Source organism: Brachybacterium timonense (assembly GCF_900258505.1).
Taxonomy (GTDB): Bacteria; Actinomycetota; Actinomycetes; order Actinomycetales; family Dermabacteraceae; genus Brachybacterium; species Brachybacterium timonense.
In genome coordinates, this window is record NZ_LT984895.1 from 1,350,127 (window position 1) to 1,373,695 (window position 23,569).

23 protein-coding genes and 1 pseudogene are annotated in these 23,569 nt (G+C 67.9%); 18 read left to right on the forward strand and 6 right to left on the reverse strand.

The window, feature by feature from the left end:
* The 3 genes and pseudogenes from C8271_RS05920 to C8271_RS05930 all read left to right on the forward strand — a co-directional run.
* Positions 1-690: pseudogene (locus tag C8271_RS05920) on the forward strand (IS256 family transposase); the annotation flags it as partial.
* Between the two features lie 115 nt (positions 691-805).
* A complete protein-coding gene (locus C8271_RS05925; protein ID WP_106506530.1) occupies positions 806-1,528 on the forward strand; it encodes a peptide deformylase in 723 nt (240 codons plus the stop codon).
* Positions 1,529-1,590: 62 nt separating this feature from the next.
* Positions 1,591-2,325: a hypothetical protein gene (locus tag C8271_RS05930; protein WP_106506531.1), complete on the forward strand. Its 735-nt coding sequence runs from the start codon at positions 1,591-1,593 to the stop codon at positions 2,323-2,325.
* Positions 2,326-2,477: 152 nt separating this feature from the next.
* Here the strand turns inward: C8271_RS05930 and C8271_RS05935 are convergent, their stop codons facing one another.
* Positions 2,478-2,990, reverse strand: a complete 513-nt coding sequence (locus tag C8271_RS05935; RefSeq protein WP_106506532.1) for an inorganic diphosphatase — start codon at positions 2,988-2,990, stop codon at positions 2,478-2,480.
* Positions 2,991-3,124: 134 nt separating this feature from the next.
* Between C8271_RS05935 and C8271_RS05940 the strand changes: the two genes are divergently transcribed.
* The 15 genes from C8271_RS05940 (at position 3,125) to C8271_RS06010 (ending at position 17,683) form a co-directional block, all read left to right on the forward strand.
* Positions 3,125-4,525 (forward strand): D-alanyl-D-alanine carboxypeptidase/D-alanyl-D-alanine-endopeptidase, encoded by a 1,401-nt coding sequence (locus C8271_RS05940; protein WP_106506533.1) that lies wholly within the window; start codon positions 3,125-3,127, stop codon positions 4,523-4,525.
* On the forward strand, positions 4,525-5,604 hold the full coding sequence (tilS, locus tag C8271_RS05945; protein ID WP_106506534.1) for a tRNA lysidine(34) synthetase TilS: 1,080 nt from the start codon (positions 4,525-4,527) through the stop codon (positions 5,602-5,604). Before C8271_RS05940 ends, tilS begins: the two co-directional genes overlap by 1 nt.
* A 49-nt stretch (positions 5,605-5,653) precedes the next feature.
* Complete coding sequence (gene hpt / locus C8271_RS05950; protein ID WP_106506535.1) at positions 5,654-6,208, forward strand: hypoxanthine phosphoribosyltransferase; 555 nt, start codon at positions 5,654-5,656, stop codon at positions 6,206-6,208.
* A 1-nt stretch (position 6,209) separates the two neighbouring features.
* Positions 6,210-8,303, forward strand: coding sequence for an ATP-dependent zinc metalloprotease FtsH (gene ftsH, locus C8271_RS05955; protein WP_106506536.1), 2,094 nt, complete (start codon positions 6,210-6,212; stop codon positions 8,301-8,303).
* 1 nt (position 8,304) lies between these two features.
* The gene (gene folE / locus C8271_RS05960; protein ID WP_106506537.1) at positions 8,305-8,874 is read left to right on the forward strand and encodes a GTP cyclohydrolase I FolE; all 570 of its coding nucleotides are present in this window, start codon (positions 8,305-8,307) and stop codon (positions 8,872-8,874) included.
* Positions 8,871-9,728, forward strand: coding sequence for a dihydropteroate synthase (gene folP, locus C8271_RS05965; RefSeq protein ID WP_106506538.1), 858 nt, complete (start codon positions 8,871-8,873; stop codon positions 9,726-9,728). Before folE ends, folP begins: the two co-directional genes overlap by 4 nt.
* Positions 9,725-10,627: a 2-amino-4-hydroxy-6-hydroxymethyldihydropteridine diphosphokinase gene (folK, locus tag C8271_RS05970; protein ID WP_106506539.1), complete on the forward strand. Its 903-nt coding sequence runs from the start codon at positions 9,725-9,727 to the stop codon at positions 10,625-10,627. Before folP ends, folK begins: the two co-directional genes overlap by 4 nt.
* Positions 10,624-11,121: a DUF3180 domain-containing protein gene (locus C8271_RS05975; protein WP_106506540.1), complete on the forward strand. Its 498-nt coding sequence runs from the start codon at positions 10,624-10,626 to the stop codon at positions 11,119-11,121. Before folK ends, C8271_RS05975 begins: the two co-directional genes overlap by 4 nt.
* A 136-nt stretch (positions 11,122-11,257) precedes the next feature.
* A complete protein-coding gene (locus C8271_RS05980; protein ID WP_245920955.1) occupies positions 11,258-11,830 on the forward strand; it encodes a PH domain-containing protein in 573 nt (190 codons plus the stop codon).
* Positions 11,830-13,485 (forward strand): PH domain-containing protein, encoded by a 1,656-nt coding sequence (locus C8271_RS05985; protein ID WP_106506541.1) that lies wholly within the window; start codon positions 11,830-11,832, stop codon positions 13,483-13,485. Before C8271_RS05980 ends, C8271_RS05985 begins: the two co-directional genes overlap by 1 nt.
* Entirely contained in the window at positions 13,482-14,402 is a 921-nt protein-coding gene (locus C8271_RS05990) for a Rossmann-like and DUF2520 domain-containing protein (protein ID WP_106506542.1), read from the forward strand. The genes C8271_RS05985 and C8271_RS05990 overlap by 4 nt, the downstream gene beginning before the upstream one ends.
* Positions 14,399-15,307, forward strand: coding sequence for a pantoate--beta-alanine ligase (gene panC, locus C8271_RS05995; protein WP_106506543.1), 909 nt, complete (start codon positions 14,399-14,401; stop codon positions 15,305-15,307). Before C8271_RS05990 ends, panC begins: the two co-directional genes overlap by 4 nt.
* 54 nt (positions 15,308-15,361) lie before the next feature.
* Positions 15,362-16,870: a lysine--tRNA ligase gene (gene lysS / locus C8271_RS06000; RefSeq protein ID WP_106506544.1), complete on the forward strand. Its 1,509-nt coding sequence runs from the start codon at positions 15,362-15,364 to the stop codon at positions 16,868-16,870.
* Position 16,871: 1 nt separating this feature from the next.
* Positions 16,872-17,093, forward strand: coding sequence for a hypothetical protein (locus tag C8271_RS06005; RefSeq protein WP_106506545.1), 222 nt, complete (start codon positions 16,872-16,874; stop codon positions 17,091-17,093).
* A 260-nt stretch (positions 17,094-17,353) separates the two neighbouring features.
* The gene (locus C8271_RS06010; protein ID WP_106506546.1) at positions 17,354-17,683 is read left to right on the forward strand and encodes a histone-like nucleoid-structuring protein Lsr2; all 330 of its coding nucleotides are present in this window, start codon (positions 17,354-17,356) and stop codon (positions 17,681-17,683) included.
* Positions 17,684-17,815: 132 nt separating this feature from the next.
* Here the strand turns inward: C8271_RS06010 and C8271_RS06015 are convergent, their stop codons facing one another.
* From C8271_RS06015 to C8271_RS06035, 5 genes are read right to left on the reverse strand one after another with little or no spacing between them, the layout of a single operon-like run.
* Complete coding sequence (locus tag C8271_RS06015; RefSeq protein WP_106506547.1) at positions 17,816-18,760, reverse strand: aldose 1-epimerase family protein; 945 nt, start codon at positions 18,758-18,760, stop codon at positions 17,816-17,818.
* On the reverse strand, positions 18,741-19,505 hold the full coding sequence (locus C8271_RS06020; protein WP_106506548.1) for a LutC/YkgG family protein: 765 nt from the start codon (positions 19,503-19,505) through the stop codon (positions 18,741-18,743). The genes C8271_RS06015 and C8271_RS06020 overlap by 20 nt, the downstream gene beginning before the upstream one ends.
* Positions 19,502-21,094 (reverse strand): lactate utilization protein B, encoded by a 1,593-nt coding sequence (locus tag C8271_RS06025; RefSeq protein ID WP_106506549.1) that lies wholly within the window; start codon positions 21,092-21,094, stop codon positions 19,502-19,504. Before C8271_RS06025 ends, C8271_RS06020 begins: the two co-directional genes overlap by 4 nt.
* The gene (locus tag C8271_RS06030) at positions 21,091-21,879 is read right to left on the reverse strand and encodes a (Fe-S)-binding protein (RefSeq protein ID WP_106506550.1); all 789 of its coding nucleotides are present in this window, start codon (positions 21,877-21,879) and stop codon (positions 21,091-21,093) included. The genes C8271_RS06025 and C8271_RS06030 overlap by 4 nt, the downstream gene beginning before the upstream one ends.
* 13 nt (positions 21,880-21,892) lie before the next feature.
* Entirely contained in the window at positions 21,893-23,380 is a 1,488-nt protein-coding gene (locus tag C8271_RS06035; RefSeq protein ID WP_106506551.1) for a malate:quinone oxidoreductase, read from the reverse strand.
* Between the last annotated feature and the right edge of the window lie 189 nt (positions 23,381-23,569).

The following is a 23,569-nucleotide window of genomic DNA, read 5'->3' on the forward strand; positions in this document are numbered from 1 at the left end:
GCCGTGCACGAGCACTGGCCCCAAGCACGCGTCCAACGCTGCTACTTCCACATCTTCCAGAACGTCCGCCGCTACACCACGCTTGCCCCACGCCTCGAGGCCGGGAGGCAGATCCTGGCACTGACCAGGGCGCTCATGAAGATTCAGAACATCGATCAGGCCGCTCTCTGGCTCGGTGCCTACGCGTCCTGGGAAGCACGCTGGAACGAGTTCCTCCGCCAACGCACCTACGCACGAACCGGCACAGAACGCCCACGATCAGTGCCATTGGCGAAGCCGTGGTGGTACACGCACCGAGACCTCCGCAGTGTTCGTGGCTTGTTCCGCGGCCTGATCAAGCACGAGAACCTCTTCGCCTGGCTCGAACTCGCCCCCGACATCGACAAGCCGCTGCCCCGGACGACATCACCCCTGGAAGGCGCTCAGAACACGGCCGTCAAGGACCTCCTCAGACGCCACCGCGGAATGCCCGCGGACCGCGCCAGACGAGCCGCGGAATGGCTCCTGGACTCCCTCACCGCAACCCCACGAGAGCCCTGGTCACTCGCACGCGAAGAGCACTGGAAACCGCCACCAGCGCGACCGGCGATCACTCCAGGCCCGGAGCCCGGCCCCACCCTCGGCACCAGCTTCTCCTGGGAAGACGGCAACGGAATCCAACACGGCTGGGCCGGCCGAACACACCCCTGACCCCGCCACGACACGCCCCGGCCATACACACATTTTGGCCAATAACCCGCGCACAGGGCGCGCGGAGCGACGGATGTAGCTCGGCCCGGCGCAAACGGTGCGGGATACTCGCGGGGTGAACATCAGTGATCTTGCCCGCCGCATCCTCGAGCGCACCGACGACCCGCAGCGACCACTGCCGATCGTGCAGGCCGGGCATCCTGCCCTCCGCCGCAGTGCGCAGGACGCTCTCGCATCCGACGCGGGTGCGCAGCCGTCCGTGGACGATCTACGGATCGACCCGGTGATCCTCGGCCGGCTGGCCCGCCGTATGACGCTCACGATGCGCGACGCCCCGGGGGTGGGGCTTGCCGCGCCCCAGATCGGTCTGCCTCTGCGGATGACCGTGATCGAGGATCCCTTCGCCGCCGAGCCGGGGGAAGACCCCGACGACGACCTGCACGAGCGCACGCCGGTGCCGTTGCGCGCGCTGCTGGATCCGGTCTATGAGGTGATCGGCGCAGAGCGGGTCTTCGCCTACGAAGGATGCCTGTCCGTGGACGGCTGGCAGTCGATCGTCCCGCGGGCGCGCCGCGTGCGCCTGCGGGCCGTGGAACTCGGCGCCGACGGGTCTGTGCGTCGCATCGACGAGGAGCTTGTTGGCTGGCCTGCCCGCATCATTCAGCATGAAACCGACCATCTGGACGGCACCCTGTGTCATGACCTGGGGGTCCCTCGCTCTTTCGTGCAGGCACGCTGGGCGGCCCGGTACGACATTCACGAGGCGATCGATCGCCTGGGCCTGACCGGTGAGATCACCGCCATCCCCGACGGCGACGTGGTGCTCCCCGCCCGCTGAAGCATGTCCGCTCAACGCTGTACCGTTGCGCTGGCATACATCTCTTTCGAACGGAGCCGACTGTGACCCGACGCCAGGACCAGCACGATCAGCAGGACGCCGTGCTCGCCTCCGAGAACCCGGAGATCCTCGACGAACGCTGGATCGCCGCCATCGACGCTGCCCTGAAGGTGCAGGCGCCGTTGGCTGCCTCCTATGTGCGTCGGCTGCGCGCGAAGAAGCCCGGGGCCTCCCGCGATGTCCTGCTGGAGGATGTCTCACGACGCTTCACCCAGCTCATGACCGCGACCGGCGCTGGCGTGGGCGGCGTCGCCCTGATGCCCGGGATTGGCACAGTCGCCGCGATTGGATTGACGGTGGGTGAAGGCGTGACCTTCGCAGAGGCATGCGCCTTCCTCACGCTCTCCGCTGCGGAAATCTTCGACGTGGACATGCGCGACCGCAACACGCGTCGCCTGGTGATGCTCGGTGTGCTCGGCGGGGAGCGTGGAGAGCGCATCATCGCCAAAGCCATGGGCCGTCAGGGCATGCAGTGGGACACCGTGCTTGCCGGTAGCAGCAGTGGCCTCATCCCTAACCTGCTCAGCAAGCAGGTCACCCGCTATCTGCGCCGCAAGGTCGTGGCACGCGCCGGGCGCCTGTGGTTCGGGCGCCTGCTGCCCTTCGGGATCGGTGCCGCGATCGGAGGGTTCGGGGCGCGCGCTATGGCTCGCTCCGTCGTGGAAGCGGTCGAGGAGATCTTCGCCCAGGCTCCCGGGGTCACCGAGGCGGAAGCTCGCGCTCTGCTCGACGACTGATCGGGGTCACTCCCTGACCGGTCGTACTCGTCGATCGAACTGACCGGTTGCGCCCGTCGAGCGCGGGTGCCGAGCGACCGGCATCACCCAGAGATGAGGGCGGGGCTCGCGGAACGCCTGCGCGTGAAGCGCCCCTCGCTCAGACCTCGCGCTCAGACCTCTTGCGTGAATTCGTTGGCGTGCTCAGTGCCCGCCGCGCGCTTGTACGAGGCGCGGATCTCAGCCTCCGCATCGCTGCGCCCCTCCCAGTGAGCGCCCTCGACGCTCTTTCCGGGCTCGAGATCCTTGTAGACCTCGAAGAAGTGCTGGATCTCCAGTCGATGGAACTCGGAGACATCCGTCAGCTCCTGCCGACGCACCTGGCGCTGGTCGCCCACCGGTACCGCGATGATCTTGTCGTCACCGCCGGACTCGTCGCGCATGCGGAACATGCCCAGGGCACGGCACTTGATGAGACAGCCGGGGAAGGTTGGCTCCTCCAGCAGCACCAGGCAGTCCAGCGGGTCGCCGTCCTCGCCGAGCGTGCCTTCAATGAACCCGTAGTCGTCTGGGTAACGGGTCGCCGTGAAGAGCATCCGGTCCAGTCGGATACGGCCGTTGTGGTGGTCCACCTCGTACTTGTTGCGGTTTCCGCGGGGGATCTCGATGGTGACGTCGAATTCCACGACTGCTGCTCCATTGCGTTCTCGCGCCCGGGGCTCCCAGCGGCGTCCGGGCTGATGGGTTGACCGCGCCACTGTACCCCGCGTCCGCACCCATACCGGCGCGCCTCGCCATGCACGCGGCCTATCGTGGCCCCATGCACTCTGACCGGATCTGGCGGGCCGTCGCCATCGCGCTGTGCGCCGCCGTGCCGGCGAGCTTCTATGCGCTCGGCGATGCCACCGACGCCTTCCCAGGCGTGCTGACACTGACGACCGCCTCCGACGAGCACGAAGCGCGGCCACCGGCACAGGCAGAGGACTGGGAACGCACGCAGGCACCGATGCCGCGTCCGCTGGACGCCCCACGCCCCGCTGAGGACACGGATGCTGATCTGGCCCGGCGTATGGCCTCCCATGCGGATCTGCCCGTCGTGAACGGCAACCTCGCCTTCGCCGTTGTCGAGGCCGAGACAGGGGAGGTGATCGCCGAGCGTGACGGCGCCACCGCCCGCACCCCCGCCTCGACGATGAAACTGCTCACAGCTGCCGCAGCGCTGCGTGTGTACGACGAGGACGAGACCTTGCCCACCCGCGCTGTTGTCGACGGCTCCGCCGTGACGTTGCAGGGCACCGGCAATATGATGCTCACCGATGAGGATCTCGCCCACCTCGCGGACCTCACGAAGGACACGCTCACTCACGGCGACGTGACGACCATCTCCCTCGCACTGGACACCTCGACACTGCCCGGCGGCGAGAACCCCGCCTGGGGCGACAACGGCCGCGCGGGCGGCTGGGTGGCGCCCACTGCCTCCCTTGCCCTGAACGAGGGCCGACTCGACGGAACGCCCTACGGGCCGAAATCAGCCGACCCCGCCGGTGATGCCGCCACGCGCTTCGCCGAGCTTCTGCGGGACCGCGACATCGAGGTGACCGGCGAGATCACTCGCGCTGCAGCACCGAGCGGTGGTGAGAGCGTGGAGGTCTCCTCGCCGACAATCGGGGAGATCGTTCGCCACACGCTCCTGCACTCCGACAACACCACCGCCGAACTGCTCGGGCACCTGGTGGCGCTGCGCGCCGGCCACGAGGCCGATCCCGGCCACGCTGCGGCCGCGGTCACCGAGGAGATCCACGCGCTCGGCGCCGAGCTTGGTGTGGACACCGCCGTATTGGATGCCATAGTGATCCATGACTGCTCCGGGCTCTCCCGTAGCAACCGCATCCCGCCGGTGCTGTTCGCCGCCGTTCTTGGCAATGTTGCCTCCGGGGCTGTTCCGCAGCTCGAACAGATTCTGTACGACGTGCCGATCGCCGGACTCACCGGAACCCTCGAAAAGCGCTTCGATGAGCCCGATACTCAGGGCGCCCGTGGCCAGGTCCGCGGTAAGACCGGCTACCTCGGCGGCACTGCCTCCCTCGCTGGGGTCACCGTCTTGCCTGATGGCCGGACCGTGGCGTACGCGATTCTGGTCCACAGCTTCGACGGTGCCAACGCCCGTGAGGCGCGCGCCGCCGTGGATGAGGTGGCCGCCGAACTGGTGCGTACGGCGTGATGGCCGGGCCGCCGTCGGTGGTCGCGCGAGCTCGTAGCGCTGTACGGCTCGCGCTGACCCGTCGGCTCACCGATCTTGCAGACGCCCCAGCCGGGGATCTCTCGCCGCTCATCCAGGTGGGCGTCAGCGGGGGAGCGGACTCGCTGGCACTGCTGGTCACCACCGTCTGGGTGGCGCAGCGGATGGGGCTCGAGGTCGAAGCCGTGATCATCGATCATGCACTGCAACAGGGGTCCACGGCTGTAGCCGAACAGGCGCGCACCACCGCGGAGCATCTTGGTGCCGCAGCGACCATCCTGCGGGCACACATCGACACCGACGCACCGGGAGGAGTGGAGAACGCGGCCCGCAAGGTACGTCACCGGTTGCTGGAAACGCACCGCGAAGAGCGCGGCGCGCTCGCCGTCCTGCTCGCGCACACCCTGGATGACCAGGCCGAACAGGTCCTCATGGGCCTCGCCCGCGGGGGTGGTCCACGAGCGATCGCCGGTATGCCGCGCAGCCGAGGCCCGCTGCTGCGCCCCTTCCTGGGAAACGGGCGCGATGAGCGCACCGCGCTGCGCCGCGCCGACACGGAAGAGATCTGCCGTCTGCACCACCTGGACTGGTGGGAAGACCCGATGAACCAGGACACGGCTCTATTGCGCGCCAGGGTCCGTCACGAGCTCATGCCGCAGCTGCGTGAGGTGCTGGGTGAGCAGGTCGACGAGAATCTCGCTCGCGCCGCCGACCTGGTGCGCGTGGATGAAGAGCACCTGGATTCTCTCGCCTCTGGCGTGTTCGAGTCGCTACAGCGGGAGGCGCCCGATGCGCGCGAGGACGGCGATCTTCTCCTGCTGGATGTGCACGCCCTGCTCGCCGAGCCCGAGGCTCTGCGCACGCGCGTGCTGCGCGACGCCAGCCGGCGGGCCCAGAAGGCTGCAGGCACCGTCTCAGGTAAGTCCCTGCTGCGCCGGCAGGTGGTCGCTATCGACGCGCTGGTGGTGTCATGGCACGGTCAGGCTGCGATCCCCCTTCCGGGTAGGATCGAGGTCGCTCGCCGCGACGGCCTGCTGGTCTGGCGAAGATCGCGCCCCTGACCAGCCCCGATGCTGGGCGAGTTGTTCATGCCACCACGGAGGAGAGCCGGTGTCCGTACCTGACATCCACCCCGACGTCGAGCGTGTGCTGCTGTCCGAGGAGGACATCCGCACCCGTCTGACCGAGATCGGCGCGCAGATCACAGCCGACTATGCCGACGAGCCACCGATTCTGGTGGGCGTCCTCAAAGGCGCCGTCATGGTGATGGCAGATCTGGCGCGGCAGATCGATCTGCCGGTGGAAATGGACTGGATGGCCGTGTCCTCCTACGGCTCGGGCACGAAATCCTCCGGCGTGGTGCGGATCCTCAAGGACCTCAGCGCCGATATCTCCGGCCGCCACGTGCTCATCGTCGAGGACATCATCGACTCGGGCCTGACCCTGAAGTGGCTGCTGTCCAACCTGCGCTCGCGCGGCCCCGCCTCCGTGCAGATCTGCACGCTGCTGCGCAAGCCCGACGCCGCTCGGGTCGAGATCGATGTGCGCTACGTCGGCTTCGACATTCCCACCGAGTTCGTGATCGGCTACGGGCTTGACTACGCCGAGCGCTACCGCAATATCCCCTACGTCGGCGTGCTGAAGCCGTCGGTCTACGAGAGCTGAAATGGCGAGCACCGCGAAACAGTCCAAAAAGAAGCCGTTCCTCGGGCCCGCGATCTGGATCATCATCGCCCTCCTGCTGGGAATGGGCCTGTTCTCCCTCTTCGGTCGCGACGGCTTCCAGCCGATCGACACCGAGCAGGGACTGGCCCTTCTCGAACAGGGCAAGGTCGAGCAGGTCAAGATCATCGACGGCAATCAGCAGCGCGTCGACCTCGTGCTCACCGAGGACTTCAAGGCCGGCAAGACCGACAAAGGCAAGCAGGTCCGTTTCAACTACGTGACCGCCCGCGGCGACGACGTCGTCAAGGCGGTTGCCGACGCGAAACCCGCCAAGGGGTACACCGACGAGATCGCCACCAGCTCCTGGTGGTCCACCCTCGCGATCTCCTTCTTGCCGCTGCTGCTGTTCTTCGGTCTGTTCTGGTTCCTGATCATGAACGCGCAGGGCGGCGGCCGCGCCATGCAGTTCGGCAAATCCAAGGCGAAGCTGTTCAACAAGGAGGCCCCGAAGGTCACCTTTGAGGACGTTGCCGGCGCCGAGGAAGCCGTTGAGGAGCTCGACGAGATCAAGCAGTTCCTCGTGGACCCGGGCCGTTACCAGGCCGTCGGCGCGAAAATCCCCAAGGGTGTGCTGCTGTACGGTCCTCCCGGCACTGGTAAAACTCTGCTCGCGCGCGCTGTTGCTGGCGAGGCGAACGTGCCCTTCTACTCGATCTCCGGTTCCGACTTCGTGGAGATGTTCGTGGGTGTGGGCGCCTCGCGTGTGCGCGACCTGTTCAACACCGCTAAGGAGAACTCGCCGTCGATCATCTTCATCGACGAGATCGATGCCGTCGGCCGCCACCGCGGCGCTGGCATGGGCGGCGGGCACGACGAACGCGAGCAGACTCTCAACCAGATGCTCGTGGAGATGGACGGCTTTGACGAGCACGAGAACGTGATCCTCATCGCCGCCACCAACCGTGTGGACATCCTCGATCCCGCTTTGCTGCGCCCGGGCCGCTTCGACCGGCAGATCGCCGTGGAGGCCCCCGACCTCAAGGGCCGCTTGCAGATCCTCGAGGTGCACGCCAAGGGGAAACCGCTCGCTGAGGATGTCGACCTCGAGACGGTGGCGCGCCGCACGATCGGCATGTCCGGTGCGGACCTCGCCAACGTGCTGAACGAGGCGGCACTGCTGACGGCCCGCAGCCACAACCAGATCATCGATTCGCGCGCCCTGGATGAGGCGATCGACCGCGTCTCCATGGGGCCGCAGCGCTACTCGAAGGTGATGACTGACCGCGAACGGCAGATGACCGCCTACCACGAGGGCGGGCACGCTCTGGTGGCGGCAGCGCTGAACAACTCCGCGCCGGTCACCAAGGTGACCATCCTCCCGCGTGGCCGCGCCGGCGGCTACACGATGGTGGTCCCCACCCAGGACCGCAACTACCAGTCCCGCAATGAACTGCTGGACCGCCTCGCCTACGCGATGGGCGGATACGCCGTGGAAGAGGGCATTTTCCACGACGTCACCACCGGACCCAGTTCCGATATCCAGAACGCCACCAAGATCGCCCGCACCATGGTGATGCAGCTGGGCATGACCGCCGAACTCGGCCCGGTGGCGCTCGGCGGTGGCCAGGACGAGGTGTTCGTCGGCATGCAGCAGGGCCAGAACCCGCAGTACGGGGCGGCCACTGCAGCGATGATCGACGAGGAAGTGCGCAAGCTTCTGGACAATGCGCTGGACGAAGCCTGGGCCGTGATCCGTGATAACCGCGACGTGCTGGACCGATTGGTGCTCGAGCTGCTCGAGAAAGAAACCCTGAACGAGAAGGAACTCGCCGAGATCTTCCGGGATGTGCGCAAGCAGCCGGTGCGTGAGGTCTGGCAGTCCAGCAGCGACCGTCCCGTCTTCACCGCCCCGCTGGTGGGCAGCGGCGAGCAGCCAGACGGCTCGGAGTCCTCCGACGCCGGGGAACCGCTCACACCAGGGGAGGGGGACCTGCCCACGCCCGGCGGTGACGGCCCGGCGATCCCCGGCGCCCCGCGCGACGAGGGCGCCCCACGCGAGCAGGGCCCTGGCGCCGACTCGGCCCCGGGGTTGTGAGATGACGGTCGACCGCCCCCGGGTGGAGGCCGCGGTCCGAGAGATCCTCGCCGCGATCGGTGAGGATCCCGACCGTGACGGGCTGACGGACACCCCAGCACGCGTGGCACGCATGTACGCCGAGGTGTTCGAAGGTCTGAGTCAGGACGCGCATGAACCGCTGTCGACGACCTTCGACCTCGAGCACCAGGAGCTGGTGCTCGTGCGCGACATCCCCTTCCACTCCATGTGCGAGCATCACCTGCTGCCGTTCATGGGCACGGCTCATGTGGGGTACATCCCCGGTGAGCATGGCGTGGCGGGGCTCTCGAAGCTCGCGCGCCTGGTCAACGTGTATGCGCGCCGCCCTCAGGTGCAGGAGCGCATCACCACGCAAGTGGCGGATGCGCTGATGCGCGAACTCGGTGCCGCCGGCGCGATCGTGGTGCTCGAGGCCGAACACATGTGCATGTCGATGCGCGGCGTACGCGCGGCCGGAGCCAGCACCGTCACGAGCGCCGTGCGTGGGATCCTGCGGCACGAGGCGACGCGCCTGGAGGCCATGACCCTCATTCTGAGAGGCGCCCGATGAACCGCCTGCACCCCCGTGGACTGCCTGACGCACTCGCTGCACATGGCACGCTGGTGATGGGCATTCTGAACGTCACCCCAGACTCGTTCTCCGACGGCGGCGAGCACGACACTGAGCCCGCGGCGATCGCCCACGGCCGGACGCTGGTTGCTCAGGGGGCAGCGATCGTCGACGTCGGTGGTGAGTCCACACGCCCCGGAGCCGCGCGTGTGGAGGAGGCAGAGGAGCTGCGGCGCGTGATCCCTGTGGTGCGCGCCCTTGCGGCTGACGGCATCGTCGTGAGCGTGGACACCACCCGCGCTGCCGTGGCCGAGGAGTCCATTCGGGCTGGCGCCCTGATCATCAACGACGTCTCCGCCGGAGCCGCGGATCCCGCGATGGGCCGGACCGTTGCCGCCGCCCGCACCGCGCTGGGCGCGCCGCCCGTGTTCGTGGCGATGCACTGGCGCGGCCACTCCGACGTGATGAATGACCTCGCCGTCTATGACGACCCCGCCCGTGATTGCGCCGCTGAGCTTGCCGAGCGCCTGGAAGCGCTGCGCGCCGACGGCGTGGAGGACGACGCCCTGGTGGTCGATCCCGGGCTCGGCTTCGCGAAGGACGCCGAGCAGAACTGGCAGATTCTCGCTGACTGGGATGCGATGGCGAGCCACGGGCTGCCGATCCTCATCGGCGCCTCCCGCAAGCGGTTCGTCTCCGCCCTCGGTGTTGACCGCGACGCCGCCACACACGCCATCAGCGCCTACTCCGCCGAACACGGGGCCTGGGCTGTCAGGGTGCATGACGTGCCCGGTTCGGTGGCCGCCGTCCGCGTCGGGGACAGGCTGCATGCCCTGCGAGGCCCGACGCGATGAGCATCCCGGCCGCGATCACCGCTCCCGAACAGCACGACCTGGTCGAGATCACCCAGATCGCTGCTTGGGGCCGCCACGGTGTGCTCGCAGCCGAACAGGAGATCGGCCAGGCGTTCACCGTGGACCTCGGGCTGCACCTGTCCACCGCGACCGCGGCCCGCACCGATGACCTGACCGCCACCGTCAACTATGCGGAAGCGGCCGCGCTCGCCCTCGAGGCGATCCAGGGGCGCCCCCACCAGCTGATCGAGACTCTTGCCGAACAGATCGCTCAGGCTGTGCTTGCACTGTCGCCCCGTCTGCGCGCCGTCACGGTCACAGTGCACAAGCCTGCGGCCCCCGTCGGCCTCCCCGTCGGGGATGTCCGCGTGCGGATCACCCGCCAGGCTGACCCGGTCGAGGCCGTTCTCGCCGTCGGCACCAATCTCGGTGACCGTGTCGCGCATCTGGAACGTGTGCTCGAGCTGCTCGACGCGGCCGACGGCGTGCACGTGACCTGGACAGGGCCCGTGGTGGAGACGGATCCCGTCGGCGGTCCCGCCCAGGGCGCCTACCTGAACTCTGTGATCGGCCTGCGGACGACTCGCAGCCCCGAGGGGCTGCTCGAGCTCGCGCACGCGCTCGAACAGGACGCTTACCGGGAACGGGGCGTGCGCTGGGGAGCGCGCACCCTCGACGTCGATGTCATTACCTGGGGCACGCTTCAGCAGAACGACGACACGCTGACACTTCCGCACCCGAGGGCGCATGAACGTGCGTTCGTGCTCGCGCCGTGGTCGGCGGCGCGGCCGACGGCGACACTCCCTGGATATGGCTCCATCGCTGCGCTGCTTGACCGTGCGGCGGACCGCGACGGCGTGCGTCCTGGACCTGAGATTCCCGGGTACGGCCGCTCATGAAACCACTGTCCGTGCCCGTGCTGCTGCTGATCGGCGTGCTCGCCGCTGGCCTGGGCGCGGTCATGAACGACGCGATGGCCAGCCGCGGCATGACGCTGCCGGTGACCGGATGGCTCACCGCGCTGGTCCTTCTGGTCCTTGCAGGCGTGCTGCTGGCACAGGGCCTGCCGCTGCGCCGCTGGATGCTGGAGAACGAGGAACGGCGCGAACATCCCACGATGGCGCCGCGTCGGCACCAGTTGGATCTGCCTACCGCGTACCGCACCGTGCTTCTTGCTCGGGCCAGCGCCTACACCGGCACGATCGTCGGCGGATTCTTCACCGGCGACGCCCTGTACCTGGTGCTCACAGGCACCGGCGACCTGGTGGCAGCGGTGCTGCCCACGGCCGCGGCTGCCGTGGCCGGCATCATCCTGGCGGTGCTCGGTGTCCTCGTGGAGAGCTGGGGGAAGCTCCCGCCAGAGGACCCTCAGGGGGCGCAGGCCGGCTTGTGACCGCGTGCCCCGTGGACTGTATGCGGTGCACCGAGCTCCCTGCGTCCCCGGCGCCGTGCCGGGTCCGACGAACGTCGGAACAGAGGTCGCCGTAGGTGGCCGCGGTCAGGGCTCCACGCGTGACACGATATGAGCCATGAGTGTGTCCCAGCCGCCTGCATCGATGCCCGACAGCTCTCAGGAGCGAGCCGAGGCGCCTGCATCCACGGTTCCCGTGCCGACGATGTCCGGTCGGTTGCATGTCGACGGGCTGCAACCGGTCTCGCCGAAGCTCATTCCCGCCCGCTACCTGGGCGGCCTGATCGGCTACGCGATTGGGATCCTCGCTGTGATCGCCTGCATCGTCGCGGGCATCTGGCTTGGCTGGTGGTGGATGCATCTGATCGCGGTGCTGCCGCTGATCGTCGTGGTACAAGGTGTGGCGTTCACCCCGCGTCGTGTCCGCGCTCTTGGCTGGCGTGAAGGGGAGGACGAGCTGGTCATCGCCTCCGGAATCATGTTCCGCAGCCTGGAGACCGTGCCCTTTGGCCGCATCCAGTCCGTGGAGATCTCCCAGGGCCCGGTGGAGCGGCACTACGGGATCGCGACCCTCGAGATCTCGACGGCCGGGTCGGCGAGCCAGACGCTGCCGGGTCTGCCGCGCGCTGAGGCGGAGCGCCTGCGCCAGCGACTGATCGACCGCGGCATCTCGACCATGGCAGCCCTGTGATGAGCCAGAACCCCGAACCACAGCAGCACGACCCATCCGCCGCGGACACCCCCATACCGGAGGCATCCTCCGCGGACGCGAGCGCATCCCAGACGCGCGCATCCACCACCGCTGGGCGGCGTACGCACCCGCTGACGCCGCTGATCACCGGGTGGAAGATCATTGCTGGCATTGCGGCGGTGATCTTCGCGCAGAACATCTCGCAGCTAATGCGCGAGGTCACCGTCATGCGTGTGTTGGTCGCTCTGGGCCTGCTGGTGCTCGCAGTCGTGGTGGGAGTTGCACTTTCCGCACTGTCCTGGTGGTTCACGCGCTACGAGATCACAGAGGACGGCGTGACTCTTCGCCGCGGCATGATCTCCACCTCGCAGCGCTTCGCGCCACGGGAGAAGATCGAATCCGTTTCCGTGGAGCGCCCATTCCTGGCCCGGCTCGTGGGGCTTGCGAAGGTTCGCGTCGAGATCGTCGGCGGCAGCGAGTCCCATCTCGATATCGAGTACGTCTCCAGCGCAGATGCCGAACAGATCCGCCGCACGATCCTGCAGGTCGCCCATGGCACGCAGGGTGCACCGGCGCCGACGGAGCAGACCGTCGCCGATGGCGCCGAGGCCACACCCGGTGCGGATGGCGAGCATGACACAGCAGGTGCTGCGCAGAGTGCAGTTGCTGGCGACCGCGTGCGGGCGATCCTCCACGACGGCGTGACCGACGGCGAGCTGATCGCCCAGATCCCCACTGCCCGCGTGATCCATTCGATGCTGCGCGATCTCAGCCTGTTGATCGGCGTCGGTGTGGCTGTCATCATCGGCATCGGCGTCGTGGTCGGCGTCATCCTCAGCGATGGATGGTCTTTCGCTGCCCTCCTCGCTGTGGTGCCAGCACTCATCGCGGGACCACAGCAGGCTTTCAAACGACTCGAAGCTGGCTGGGGCTTCGTCTCCCGCGACACGGAGCGTGGACTGCGGATGCGCCGCGGGCTGCTCAGCACCCGCACAGACAACGTCGCCCCCGGTCGAATCCAGGAGCTGAGCCTGAAACGCCCGGTGCTGTGGCGCGGGCCGGGCTGGACCACCGCCACGGTGGAGCTCGCCGGCACTGAGGATGATGATCAGAACGGCGCCGAGTCGATCCTGCCCGTCGGCACCCAGGAGGAGCTCGGGCGGACACTGAGCCACCTCATGGCGCCGCTCGGCACCGACGATGACCTCGCCACCCTCGAACATCTGCTCACCGCTCGCGCCCGAGATATCCACGGCCTGCGAGCAGCCCATCCGGTGCACTGGATCGCTCGACGGTTCACGGTGGTCGTCCCACTGCCGGAGGCCGTCGTGGTGCGCCAGGGGATCCTCGAGCGGCGGATCGTCGTCGTACCCCGCGAACGTATCCAGACCGTCGAGCTGGAGGACGGCCCGCTCCACCGCCGTTTTGACTCCGCCACTATCAGCATCAGCGTCGCCGGCACGACCACCGAACTGCCGCTGCTGCCACGTCAGGACGCCGCCCGCCTGTACGCCGAGCTGTCCCATGACGCCGCCACCCGGCGTCGTTACCGTGACCAGGCGCACTGGCCGAAGCCGCTCGCCCGAACAGCAGCAGCTGGCATGACCGACGCTGCCGTGCCGGAACCGGATCCCGCCACTGAACGGCACTCATGAACGCGCCACGCCTGGGTATCGGCATCATCGGCGCGGGCCGGGTCGGCGCCGTGCTGGGTGCAGCGCTGCGCGCTCAGGGCCATGGGATCGTCGGCGCCTACGCCGTGTCGGATGCGTCCCGTGACCGTGCCGCCGACCTGCTGCCGGGCGTGCCGCTGTGTGATGTACCCACGATCGTTGAACGCGCCGAAATGCTGCTTCTCGCCGTGCCCGACGACGAACTTCCCGGCCTTGCGCGCGGTATCGCCGCCAGCGGCATCGTGCCCGGCGGTCAGCTTGTGGTCCACACCTCCGGTGCACACGGCACCGACGTGCTCGCACCGCTGGCCCGCGCAGGCAGCGCAACCATCGCCCTGCATCCCGCCATGACATTCACCGGCACCCGCGCGGACCTGCCCCGGCTGAGTGGCTGCCCGATGGGCATCACCGCGGCCCAGGAGATCCTGCCAGTTGCTGCCGCACTCGTGGTCGAGCTCGAGGGACGCGCCGTGGTGATCCCCGAAGGAGACCGCATCGCCTACCACGCGGCCCTCGCTCACGCCTCGAACCACCTGGTGGTGCTCGTGGACCAGGCCCGCGACATCCTCGCCCGGATCGGGCTCGAGAATCCCGGTGCATATCTGCAGCCGCTGCTGACCGCATCCCTGGACAACGCACTCGCGCACGGTGCAGCGGCACTCACCGGCCCCGTCTCGCGCGGTGACGCCGAAGTTGTACGCGCCCACCTGGAGGCGCTCACCGATCTCGATGCGACTGCCGTCCGCGCCGGCAGTGGGGATACGACCGAGGTGTACCGTGCACTCGCACGCGCAGCACTGGAACGCGCGGGACTGGACCCCGAGCAGGCCCGTGCCGTCCGCGCGGTGCTTGACGCCCCGCATGAGGCAGTTGATCCCACCGAGGAGGAGCAGCCATGAGCACCACCCGCTTGATCACCACCCGTGCCGCCCTTCGAGATGCGCGCGCTGGCCTGTCGGGGACCGTTGCCGTGGTCATGACCATGGGGGCGCTGCACGACGGACATCTGCAGCTGGTCCATCGAGCCCGCGAGGTCGCCGACGCCGTGGTGCTCACCGACTTCGTCAATCCCCTCCAGTTCGGCCCCGGCGAGGACTACGAGGCCTACCCCCGCCAGATCGACGCCGACCTGGCCCTCGTCGACGGACTGGTGGATGTTGTGTTCGCCCCACCGGTCGAGGAGATGTATCCGGTACTTCCGCCGGTGGTGAGCGTCAGCGCCGGACAGGCCGGTCGACGCTACGAAGGCGCTATGCGGCCCGGCCACTTCGACGGCGTGCTCACCGTGGTCACGAAACTGCTGAACCTCGTCCAGCCCCACGTGGCCGTGTTCGGACGCAAGGACGCGCAGCAGCTCGCCCTCGTGCAGCGCCTGGTGGCCGACCTCGACCTGCCGGTGCGCATCGACGCCGTCGACATCATGCGCGAGCCCACCGGGCTCGCCCTCTCCAGCCGCAACGCCTATCTCAGCGATGCTGGCCGAGAGCAGGCCCTCGTGCTCTCGCGCACCATCCGCGCGGTCGAAGCCGCTGCACCGTCGGCCGCTGCGATCCGCGCAGTGCTGGATGCAGACGCCGACGGGACACAGCCTGTCGACGCGGCAACCGATACCGACACGGCCAGTGCTGGCGATACCAGCGCGGGAGAGCAGAGCGTGCACTGGGATTACCGGCTGCTGATCGACCCCACGACGTTTGAGGAAGCAGGGGAGGATGCTCGAGGCGAGCTCCTGGTGATGCTCGCCGCCCGCATCGAGGGCACACGCCTGCTGGACGCCACTGTGGTTCCGGTGACACAGCCCTGATGTAGACCCGCCCCGACGGGCACGCACGGCCGCGGATCTGCAAGAATCGCAAGCATGACTGAGAACGCCGACGCCACCGAGCCGCTGGACACCTCCGACCAGATCGCCGTGCGTAAGGCGAAGCGGGAACGGCTGCTGGCCTCCGGGCAGGAGGCGTACCCCGTCTCCGTGCCGATCACCACCACCATCGCGCAGATCCGTGCTGACTACGGCCATCTGGAGGCCGGGCAGGAGACGCAGGACGTAGTGGGTGTTGCCGGACGCGTCGTGTTCCAGCGCAACACCGGCAAGCTCGCCTTCGTGAGCATCCAAGACGGTGCGGGGGAGCGCCTGCAGATCATGCTCTCGCAGGCGGTGGTGGGCGCCGAGCGTCTGGCGGATCTCAAGGCGGATGTTGACCTGGGTGACCACGTGTTCTTCCACGGCCGTGTGGGCGCCTCACGCCGCGGCGAGCTGTCTGTGTTCGCCGACGAATGGGCGATGGCTGCCAAGGCCGTGCGTCCGCTGCCGGTTCTGCACGCGGGCCTGTCCGAGGAATCGCGTGTTCGCCGCCGCTACGTGGACCTCATCGTGCGCCAGGAAGCACGCGACATGGTGCGCCTGCGTGCCGAGGTGATGCGCTCGCTGCGTGAGTCCTTCCACCGCCGGGACTTCCTCGAGGTGGAGACACCCATGCTGCAGGTGATCCCGTCCGGCGCAGCGGCGCGCCCCTTCGTCACGCATATGAATGCGTTCGACATGGATCTGTACCTGCGGATCGCTCCTGAACTGTTCCTCAAGCGTGCAGCCGTCGGCGGTCTCGAACGGGTCTTCGAGATCAACCGGAACTTCCGCAATGAAGGCGCGGATTCCACGCATTCCCCCGAATTTGCCATGCTCGAGGCGTACCAGGCATACGGCGATTACAACACCATCGGTGCTCTCACCCGGGAGCTTGTCCAGGAAGCCGCTGTGGCCGCCACCGGCTCACTGCAGGTCTCGCTGTCCGACGGCAGCGAATACGACCTCTCCGGTGAGTGGGACAGGATCACCGTCTACGGTTCGCTGTCGGAATCCCTCGGGGAGGAGATCACTCCCGAGACAACGCCCGAGGCCCTGCGCGCCATCGGTCACTCGCTCGACATCGATCTGGATAATCCCGCGTACGGGCATGGAAAGCTCGTTGAGGAGCTGTTCGAGCATCGTGTGGGTGACCATCTGCATGCGCCGACGTTCGTGTGCGATTTCCCCGTGGAGACCAGTCCGCTTGTGCGTCAGCACCGCAGCACGCCGGGTGTGGTGGAGAAATGGGATCTGTACGTGCGCGGCTTTGAGCTCGCCACCGGGTATTCCGAGCTGGTGGATCCGGTGATTCAGCGCGAGCGCTTTGCCCAGCAGGCACGGCTGGCCGCCCAGGGCGATGACGAGGCGATGCGCCTGGACGAGGACTTCCTGGAGGCCATGGAGCATGCGCTGCCGCCGACGGGCGGTATGGGCATGGGCATGGACCGCCTCCTCATGGCCCTGACAGGGCTGGGGATCCGGGACACGATTCTCTTCCCCCTGGTGAAGCCGGAGGCCTGAGGTGGGCGGTTTCTGGTTCGAGGCGGGCGCCCTGGTGCCGTCTATCGGCGTGGGGCTGCTGTTCTGGTTCGCGATCCGTGCGATCCTCTCCGCTGATCGGCGTGAGCGGGAGGCGGATCGGCGTGCCGAGGAAGAGCTCTACGCTGCGCATTCCACCGCACCGAATTCCCTTCGCAGTGCCGAGAATCCTGCAGACGATCCGAAGAGCGCCACGCGTCAATAATCCGATGTGCGGTGATCCGTCGTACGGCGATCGGCTGAGGTGAATCCCGGGCCGCAAAGGTAAATGGGCGCGAGTGCGCTTCACTCGCGAGGGTTCCTGTGTATACACTCAGGAACATCGCCCATACTGGGCAGCCGATCACATGGAACCACCACATGCCGTCACAACACGGCGCGACGTCATGAACGATCGTACGGAATCGGTGACATGGAATCGGTGAATCGATGGCACGGGCAGAGAGCCTGGAGAAGGAGAGTGTTGTGGCACGGAGAACTATCGTCGAGCTGATCGATGACATCGACGGTTCGGAGGCGAGCACGACTGTCGAATTCGGGCTCGACGGCGTGACCTATGAGATCGATCTGTCCGAGCAGAATGCTGCTGCCCTGCGCGCTGATCTCTCGTCGTGGGTCGAGAAGGCACGTCGCAGCACCGCTGGGCGCCGTACCCGCTCCACCAGCACCCGGTCTCGCAACAGCGACACCGCGGTGATCCGTGAGTGGGCCCGCGAGCAGGGAATGAAGGTCTCGGACCGCGGTCGCGTCTCCGGCGAGATCCGTCGCGCCTACTACCAGGCGCACGGCAAGTGATGCGGAGCTGAGTTTCTGCTTGATGCGGCGCAGCTGAACGCAGGCCGCATGGGGAACGGCCCGGGACCATGTGGTCCCGGGCCGTTCCCCATGTTCAGCAGGGCTGATCGGGGCTGTGTTGGGTTCCTGTGCTCACCAGCCGCTGATGGTCCAGCTCGCCGTATGCTCCTGACCGGGTGCCAGACGCACCACGTCGGTGCCGGTGCGGAACGCATCGGGTGGGCAGGTCATGGGCTCGACGGCGAGACCACGGCGGTTGTGCTCGGCCTCGGGACGATCCGCGGTGTGAATCTGCAGCCACGGGCACTCAGGGCCCGCGCTCATAGCCACGCCCGTGCCGCTCGGGGCAGTCACGCGCACCTGCAGCCGACCGTTCTCGTCGCGGGCAAGATCGGTGACGGCGTCGTCGATCGCCTGATCACCGATCACCCGTCCTGCCGCGAAGTCCAGGGCGCTGCCGGACGTAATGGGCTCCGTGCCCGTGGGCAGCAGCCGGTCCGGGGTGACGGTCAGGTGCGTGGCGGCCTCGACCTGCAACGTCCACTCATCCAGCGGTTCCGTACCGGCCACGAGGTACGGGTGGGGGCAGACACCGTAGGGGGCGTCCGCCTCGCCCAGGTTGCGGGCAGTGACCGTCGTGGTCAGCCCGTTCTGCGCGGAGAGGCTGTGGACCACAGTGAGCAGCACATGGAACGGGTAGCCGGGGGAGGGGAACAGCTCACTGCGCAGCGTGACGGAGTCCTCTGTGAGGTCCGCGGCGGTGAACAGCTGGAAGGACACCAGCCCGTGCAGGGTGTTGTTCCGCTCCGGCTCATTGATCGCAGCCTGGATCTCTCTTCCGTCCCAGGTGTACAGGCCGTCACCGATCCGGTTCGGCCACGGGGCCACGATGGCGCCGCGGTAGAACAGCATCGGACCCTGCTCCGGGCTGCGCACCAGCAGGTCGCGGCCACTGATCGTGAGCGCTTCGACGGTGGCGCCCACGGCGCTGATCTCTGCGCTGTAGTCCCCGGCCGTGAGCAGGTAGCGGTCGCCGCGGTCGGTGGGCGGGGCGGCTTCAGGAATCGGTGCTGTCATCGGACGTCTCCTGGTGGTTCTCAGCGGTTTCGGGATCAAGAATGATCACGTGCAGCGTGCGCGGGCCGTGGACACCATCCACGCGGCTCAGCTCAATGTCACTGGTGGCGCTCGGGCCGGAGACCATCGTCCAGGCAGCGCACGGATCCTCCTGCATGCGGCGGATACCGGCGGGCACGCCGAGCACGATCTGCTCGGGTCGCACCACCACCACGTGATGGTCAGGCACAAGACTGAGCGCACGCGCGCCGCACACGTCGTCGGAGCGCAGCACGACGGTGCCGGTCAAAGCGATCACCGTGTGACAGCCGGTGACGACGGCGCCGACAGCATCCAGCTCGCGGGCTGACTCGGCGCCGGTGGCATACGCAATCTCGTCGGTCACGGCGTCAAGCCAGGAAGCGGGCACGCCAGGCGCGGCAAGCACGGGACGCTTCCCGTCGAGCGCCTGGGCGACGGTCGCGGGAAGGCCCGCAGCGTCGGTGCGGTGCACGTGAACGCCGTACTCCTCCAGGCGGCCGACGAGCACGTCGCGGATCTTCGCCGGGTCCGTGGCGGTCTCCTGCTTCGAGTCGGCGCGCTGATAGGCGCGCGGCACCTGCTCTGCGTCCAGTGGTTCAGGCTGTCCGGGCTCGGCGAGGGCAGTGCGCAGGCGGGCCAGGATCTCGTCCTTGGCGCTGAGCCGGTCGGAACGCTCGGGGCGCTGAGACGGGTCGGCGACTCCTGCTCGACTCCTCGGGCTCATGCCTGCTCCTTTCCGCGGTTCTCGTCGTCGGTCGATGCCTGCTGCGGATCTGCTGTAGACGCCCCGTCGGTTGTCCGATGGCTGCGCTGCGCCTCGTGCTCCTTCCACCAGGAACGGAAGGAGCGTGTGGGCCGCGGCAGATCACGGTGATCGGTCCAGCCCGGCACCACCGGCAGCACATGCGGCAGCGGGCCGATGTTGTCCCCGGGCAGCAGACGCTTGGCGGGACCAGCGGTGCGCACCACCGTGTCGTACACGCGCGGTGAGCTCATCAGGCGGCTCGCCGCGCGCATGGCCACATCCCAGGTGCCGTGGAACTGGCCGCGAGTCTGGCGACGCTCATCGACATGCCGGGAGCGCAGATGCACGAGGATGCTCGGGATGTCGATCTTCACGGGGCAGACGTCGTAGCAGGCGCCGCACAGGCTGGAGGCGTACGGCAGCGACGAGCTGGGGTCATCGCCGTCGCCCATACCGGTGAGCTGCGGTGTGAGGATCGCACCGATCGGACCCGGATACGTCGAACCGTAGGCGTGACCGCCGGTGCGGGCGTAGACCGGGCAGACGTTCAGACAGGCGGAGCAGCGGATGCAGTGCAGCGCGTCGCGGCCCTGCGGATCGGCGAGCACTGCGCTGCGCCCGTTGTCGACCAGCACCAGATGGAATTCCTCGGGGCCGTCCCCGGGATGCACACCCGTGAACAGAGTCGTGTACGGGTTCATCCGCTCACCGGTCGAGGACCGGGGCAGCAGCTGGAGGTGTACCTCGAGATCCTCGAAGGTGGGCAGCACCTTCTCGATGCCCATCACCGTGATGAGGGTCCTCGGCAGGGTCAGGCACATGCGGCCGTTCCCCTCCGATTCGACCACCACCATGGTGCCGGTCTCGGCGATCGCGGCGTTCGCACCAGAGATCGCGACGCCGCCGGGCAGGTCCAGGAAACGCTCGCGCAGGAAGCGCCGCGCCGCCGCGGCGAGCTGCGCGGGATCATCCGTGATGTCCGGGTCGATGTCCGGCATGGTGCGGCGGAACAGATCCCGGATCTCCGTGCGGTTGCGGTGGATCGCCGGCACCAGGATGTGACTGGGTGTGTCATCGGCGAGCTGCACGATCAGCTCGGCGAGGTCGGTCTCGATCGCGTCCACCCCGGCGGCCGCGAGGGTCTCATTCAGCCCGATCTCCTGGGTGAGCATCGACTTCACCTTCAGGACTGTGCGCGCCTCACGCTCGAGCACCAGGCGGGTGACCAGGTCTCCTGCCTCCTCGGCGTCGCGCGCCCAGTGCACCACACCGCCGGCTGCGGTGACGGACTGCTCAAGCTGCTCGAGCAGATCCGGCAGATGATCCATGGCGTGGCGTTTCATCCCGGCGCCGGCGTCGCGCAGCTTCTGCCAGTCCCGCACCTCCCGCACGGCGGCGGCGCGCTTGGCCTGGATCGTGCCTGTGGCCTGCTGCAGCGTCGCACGGAGGGTGTCATCGGCCAACTCGCCGCGAGCCGCCTGAGGGAACGCGTGCGCGCCGCGGAGGTTCGAGGAGGGCGAGGCATGCTGGGGCCGCACGCTCGGCATGCCCAGGTTGACGGTGCTCATGACTCGGCCCTCCCCAGGATCGTGTCGGCGGGGACGAAGGGATCCTCGCGCGTGGAGGCGAGGATCTGCGCCAGATGGATCACGCGCGGCTGTGCCCCGGTGCGATGCAGCTTGCCGCCGATGTTCATCAGGCAGGAAGCATCGCCTGCCACCACGTATTCGGCGCCCGAGCGCACCACGTTCGCGGCCTTATCGGTGACCATTGCGTCGCTGGTGGCGTCGTTCTTCACGGAGAACGTGCCGCCGAAGCCGCAGCAGGTGTCGGACTGGGGGAGGTTCACCACCTCGATGTCCTCGACAGCGCGCAGCAGCCGCAGCGGACGCGGCCCCACCTTGAGCATGCGCATCGAATGGCAGGTGGGATGGTACGTGACGCGGTGCGGGAAATAGGCGCCGACGTCGGTCACGCCGAGCACATCCACCAGCAGCTCCGAGAGCTCATAGGTCTTCGCTGCCACGCGGGCGGCTCGTTCGCCAAGCCGCGCGTCGCCTTCGTGGGCGGCCACCTTCGCGTGCTGGTCCCGTACGCACCCGGCGCAGGAGCCCGACGGCATGACGATCGCGTCGACCTCGTCCAGCTGCGGCTCGAAGGTGTCCACGAAGCTGCGCACCACGGGCGCCGCTTCCGTGTAGTACCCGGTGTTGGTGTGCATCTGTCCGCAGCAGGTCTGGCGCGGGTCGAATACGACCTCGTGCCCGAGCCGCTCGAGCAGCAGCACCGTGGAGCGGGCAACGTCCGGTGCCATCACATCCACCAGGCAGGTGGTCATCAGGGAGATCCGCATGGGGCGTCCTTCCTCAGCTGTGGGAGAGGCCGAGCGCGTCGGCGGTATGCGCCAGCGATTCGCGTGCAGCGGTGGGGTCGTCCGACAGGCGCGTCCCCCAGCTGGGGATCATCTGGCGGATCGCCGGCTCCCACGCGTCGCGGCGCTGCGGGAAGACGCGAGTGAGCATCTCCAGCATGATCGTCGTGGCGATCGACGCGCCCGGTGAGGCGCCGAGCATGCCCGCGATGGTGCCGTCGGCGGCAGTGATGAGCTGGGTGCCGAACTGGAGAACGCCCACTTTCTTCGTGTCGGGGGCGATCACCTGCACGCGCTGACCAGCGGTGACCTGCTCCCAATCCTCCTCGCGAGCCGAGGGCATGTACTCGAGCAGCGCCTGGTAGCGCTGCTGGTGCGTGGCCGCGAGCTCCTTGACCAGGTAGGTCATGAGGTCGATGTTCGGTGGAGCGACGGCGAGCATCTGGCGCAGATTGTCGGGCTTCACGGAAGCCGGCAGATCAGTCCAGCGGCCGGTCTTCAAGAACTTCGGCGACCAGCCGGCGTAGGGGCCGAACATCAGCGAACGCTTCCCGTCGATGTAGCGGGTGTCCAGGTGCGGCACACTCATGGGCGGAGCGCCCACGGCGGCCTTGCCGTACACCTTCGCGTCGTGGCGTGCGATCACATCGGGGTTGGTGCAGCGCAGCCACTGACCGGAGATCGGGAAGCCGCCGAAGCCGCGGATCTCCTCGATACCGGACTTCTGCAGCAGCGGCAGTGCGTTCCCGCCGGCGCCGACGAACACGAAGGGTGCCCGCCACACGTGCACGGTGCCGTCGGCGCGCTTGGCCATCACACCCCACTCGGCGCCCATGCGGCGCAGGTCGATGACCTCCCAGCCGGTGTTCACCGTTGTACCCACGCGGCGGGCGAAGTCGAGCAGGCTGCGGGTCAGCTCACCGAAGTTCACGTCGGTGCCGTCGGGGGACCAGGTGGCGGCAATGGTCTCGGTGACCGGGCGGTCCTGCGCGACAAGCGGCGCCCATTCGGCCAGCTGTGCATGCTCGGTGGTGAACTCCATGGCGGAGAACAGCGGATTGGAGCGCAACGCCTCGTGGCGTCGACGTAGGAAGTCTGCGCTCTCCACCCCATGCACGAAGCTCATGTGGGGAACGGAGTGGATGAACCGGTCGGGTGCGTCGATCCGGTCGTTCTCTACCAGGTGCGCCCAGAACTGGCGTGAGACCTGGAACTGCTCATTGATGTGGATCGCCTTGGTGGGGCTCACGGAGCCGTCGACGTCCTGCGGTGTGTAGTTCAGCTCGCACAGTGCGGAGTGGCCGGTGCCGGCGTTGTTCCAGCCGTCGCTGGACTCCTGGCCCACAGCATCCAGTTTCTCCACCACGTGGATCCGTGCGCCTGGTTCGAGCTCACTGAGGAGGGCGGCAACGGTAGCGCTCGCGATCCCGCCGCCGATCAGGATCGCATCGGTGCGTGTGACATCCACCGTGAGGTCGGCCATGGCTCTCCCGTTCGCGTTGGTCCTGGGTCGCCGTTGCCGGCATCGGCAACGGGCATCGGCAACCAGCCTAGTCCTGTTCGTCGGTGTGCTGAGGCCGGGCACTGGCCCCTATACACATCTGACGCTGCCGACGACCTACTCCGTCCAGTCTCCTGCACACGCCCTACCCTTCCGACAAAAACGACAGTG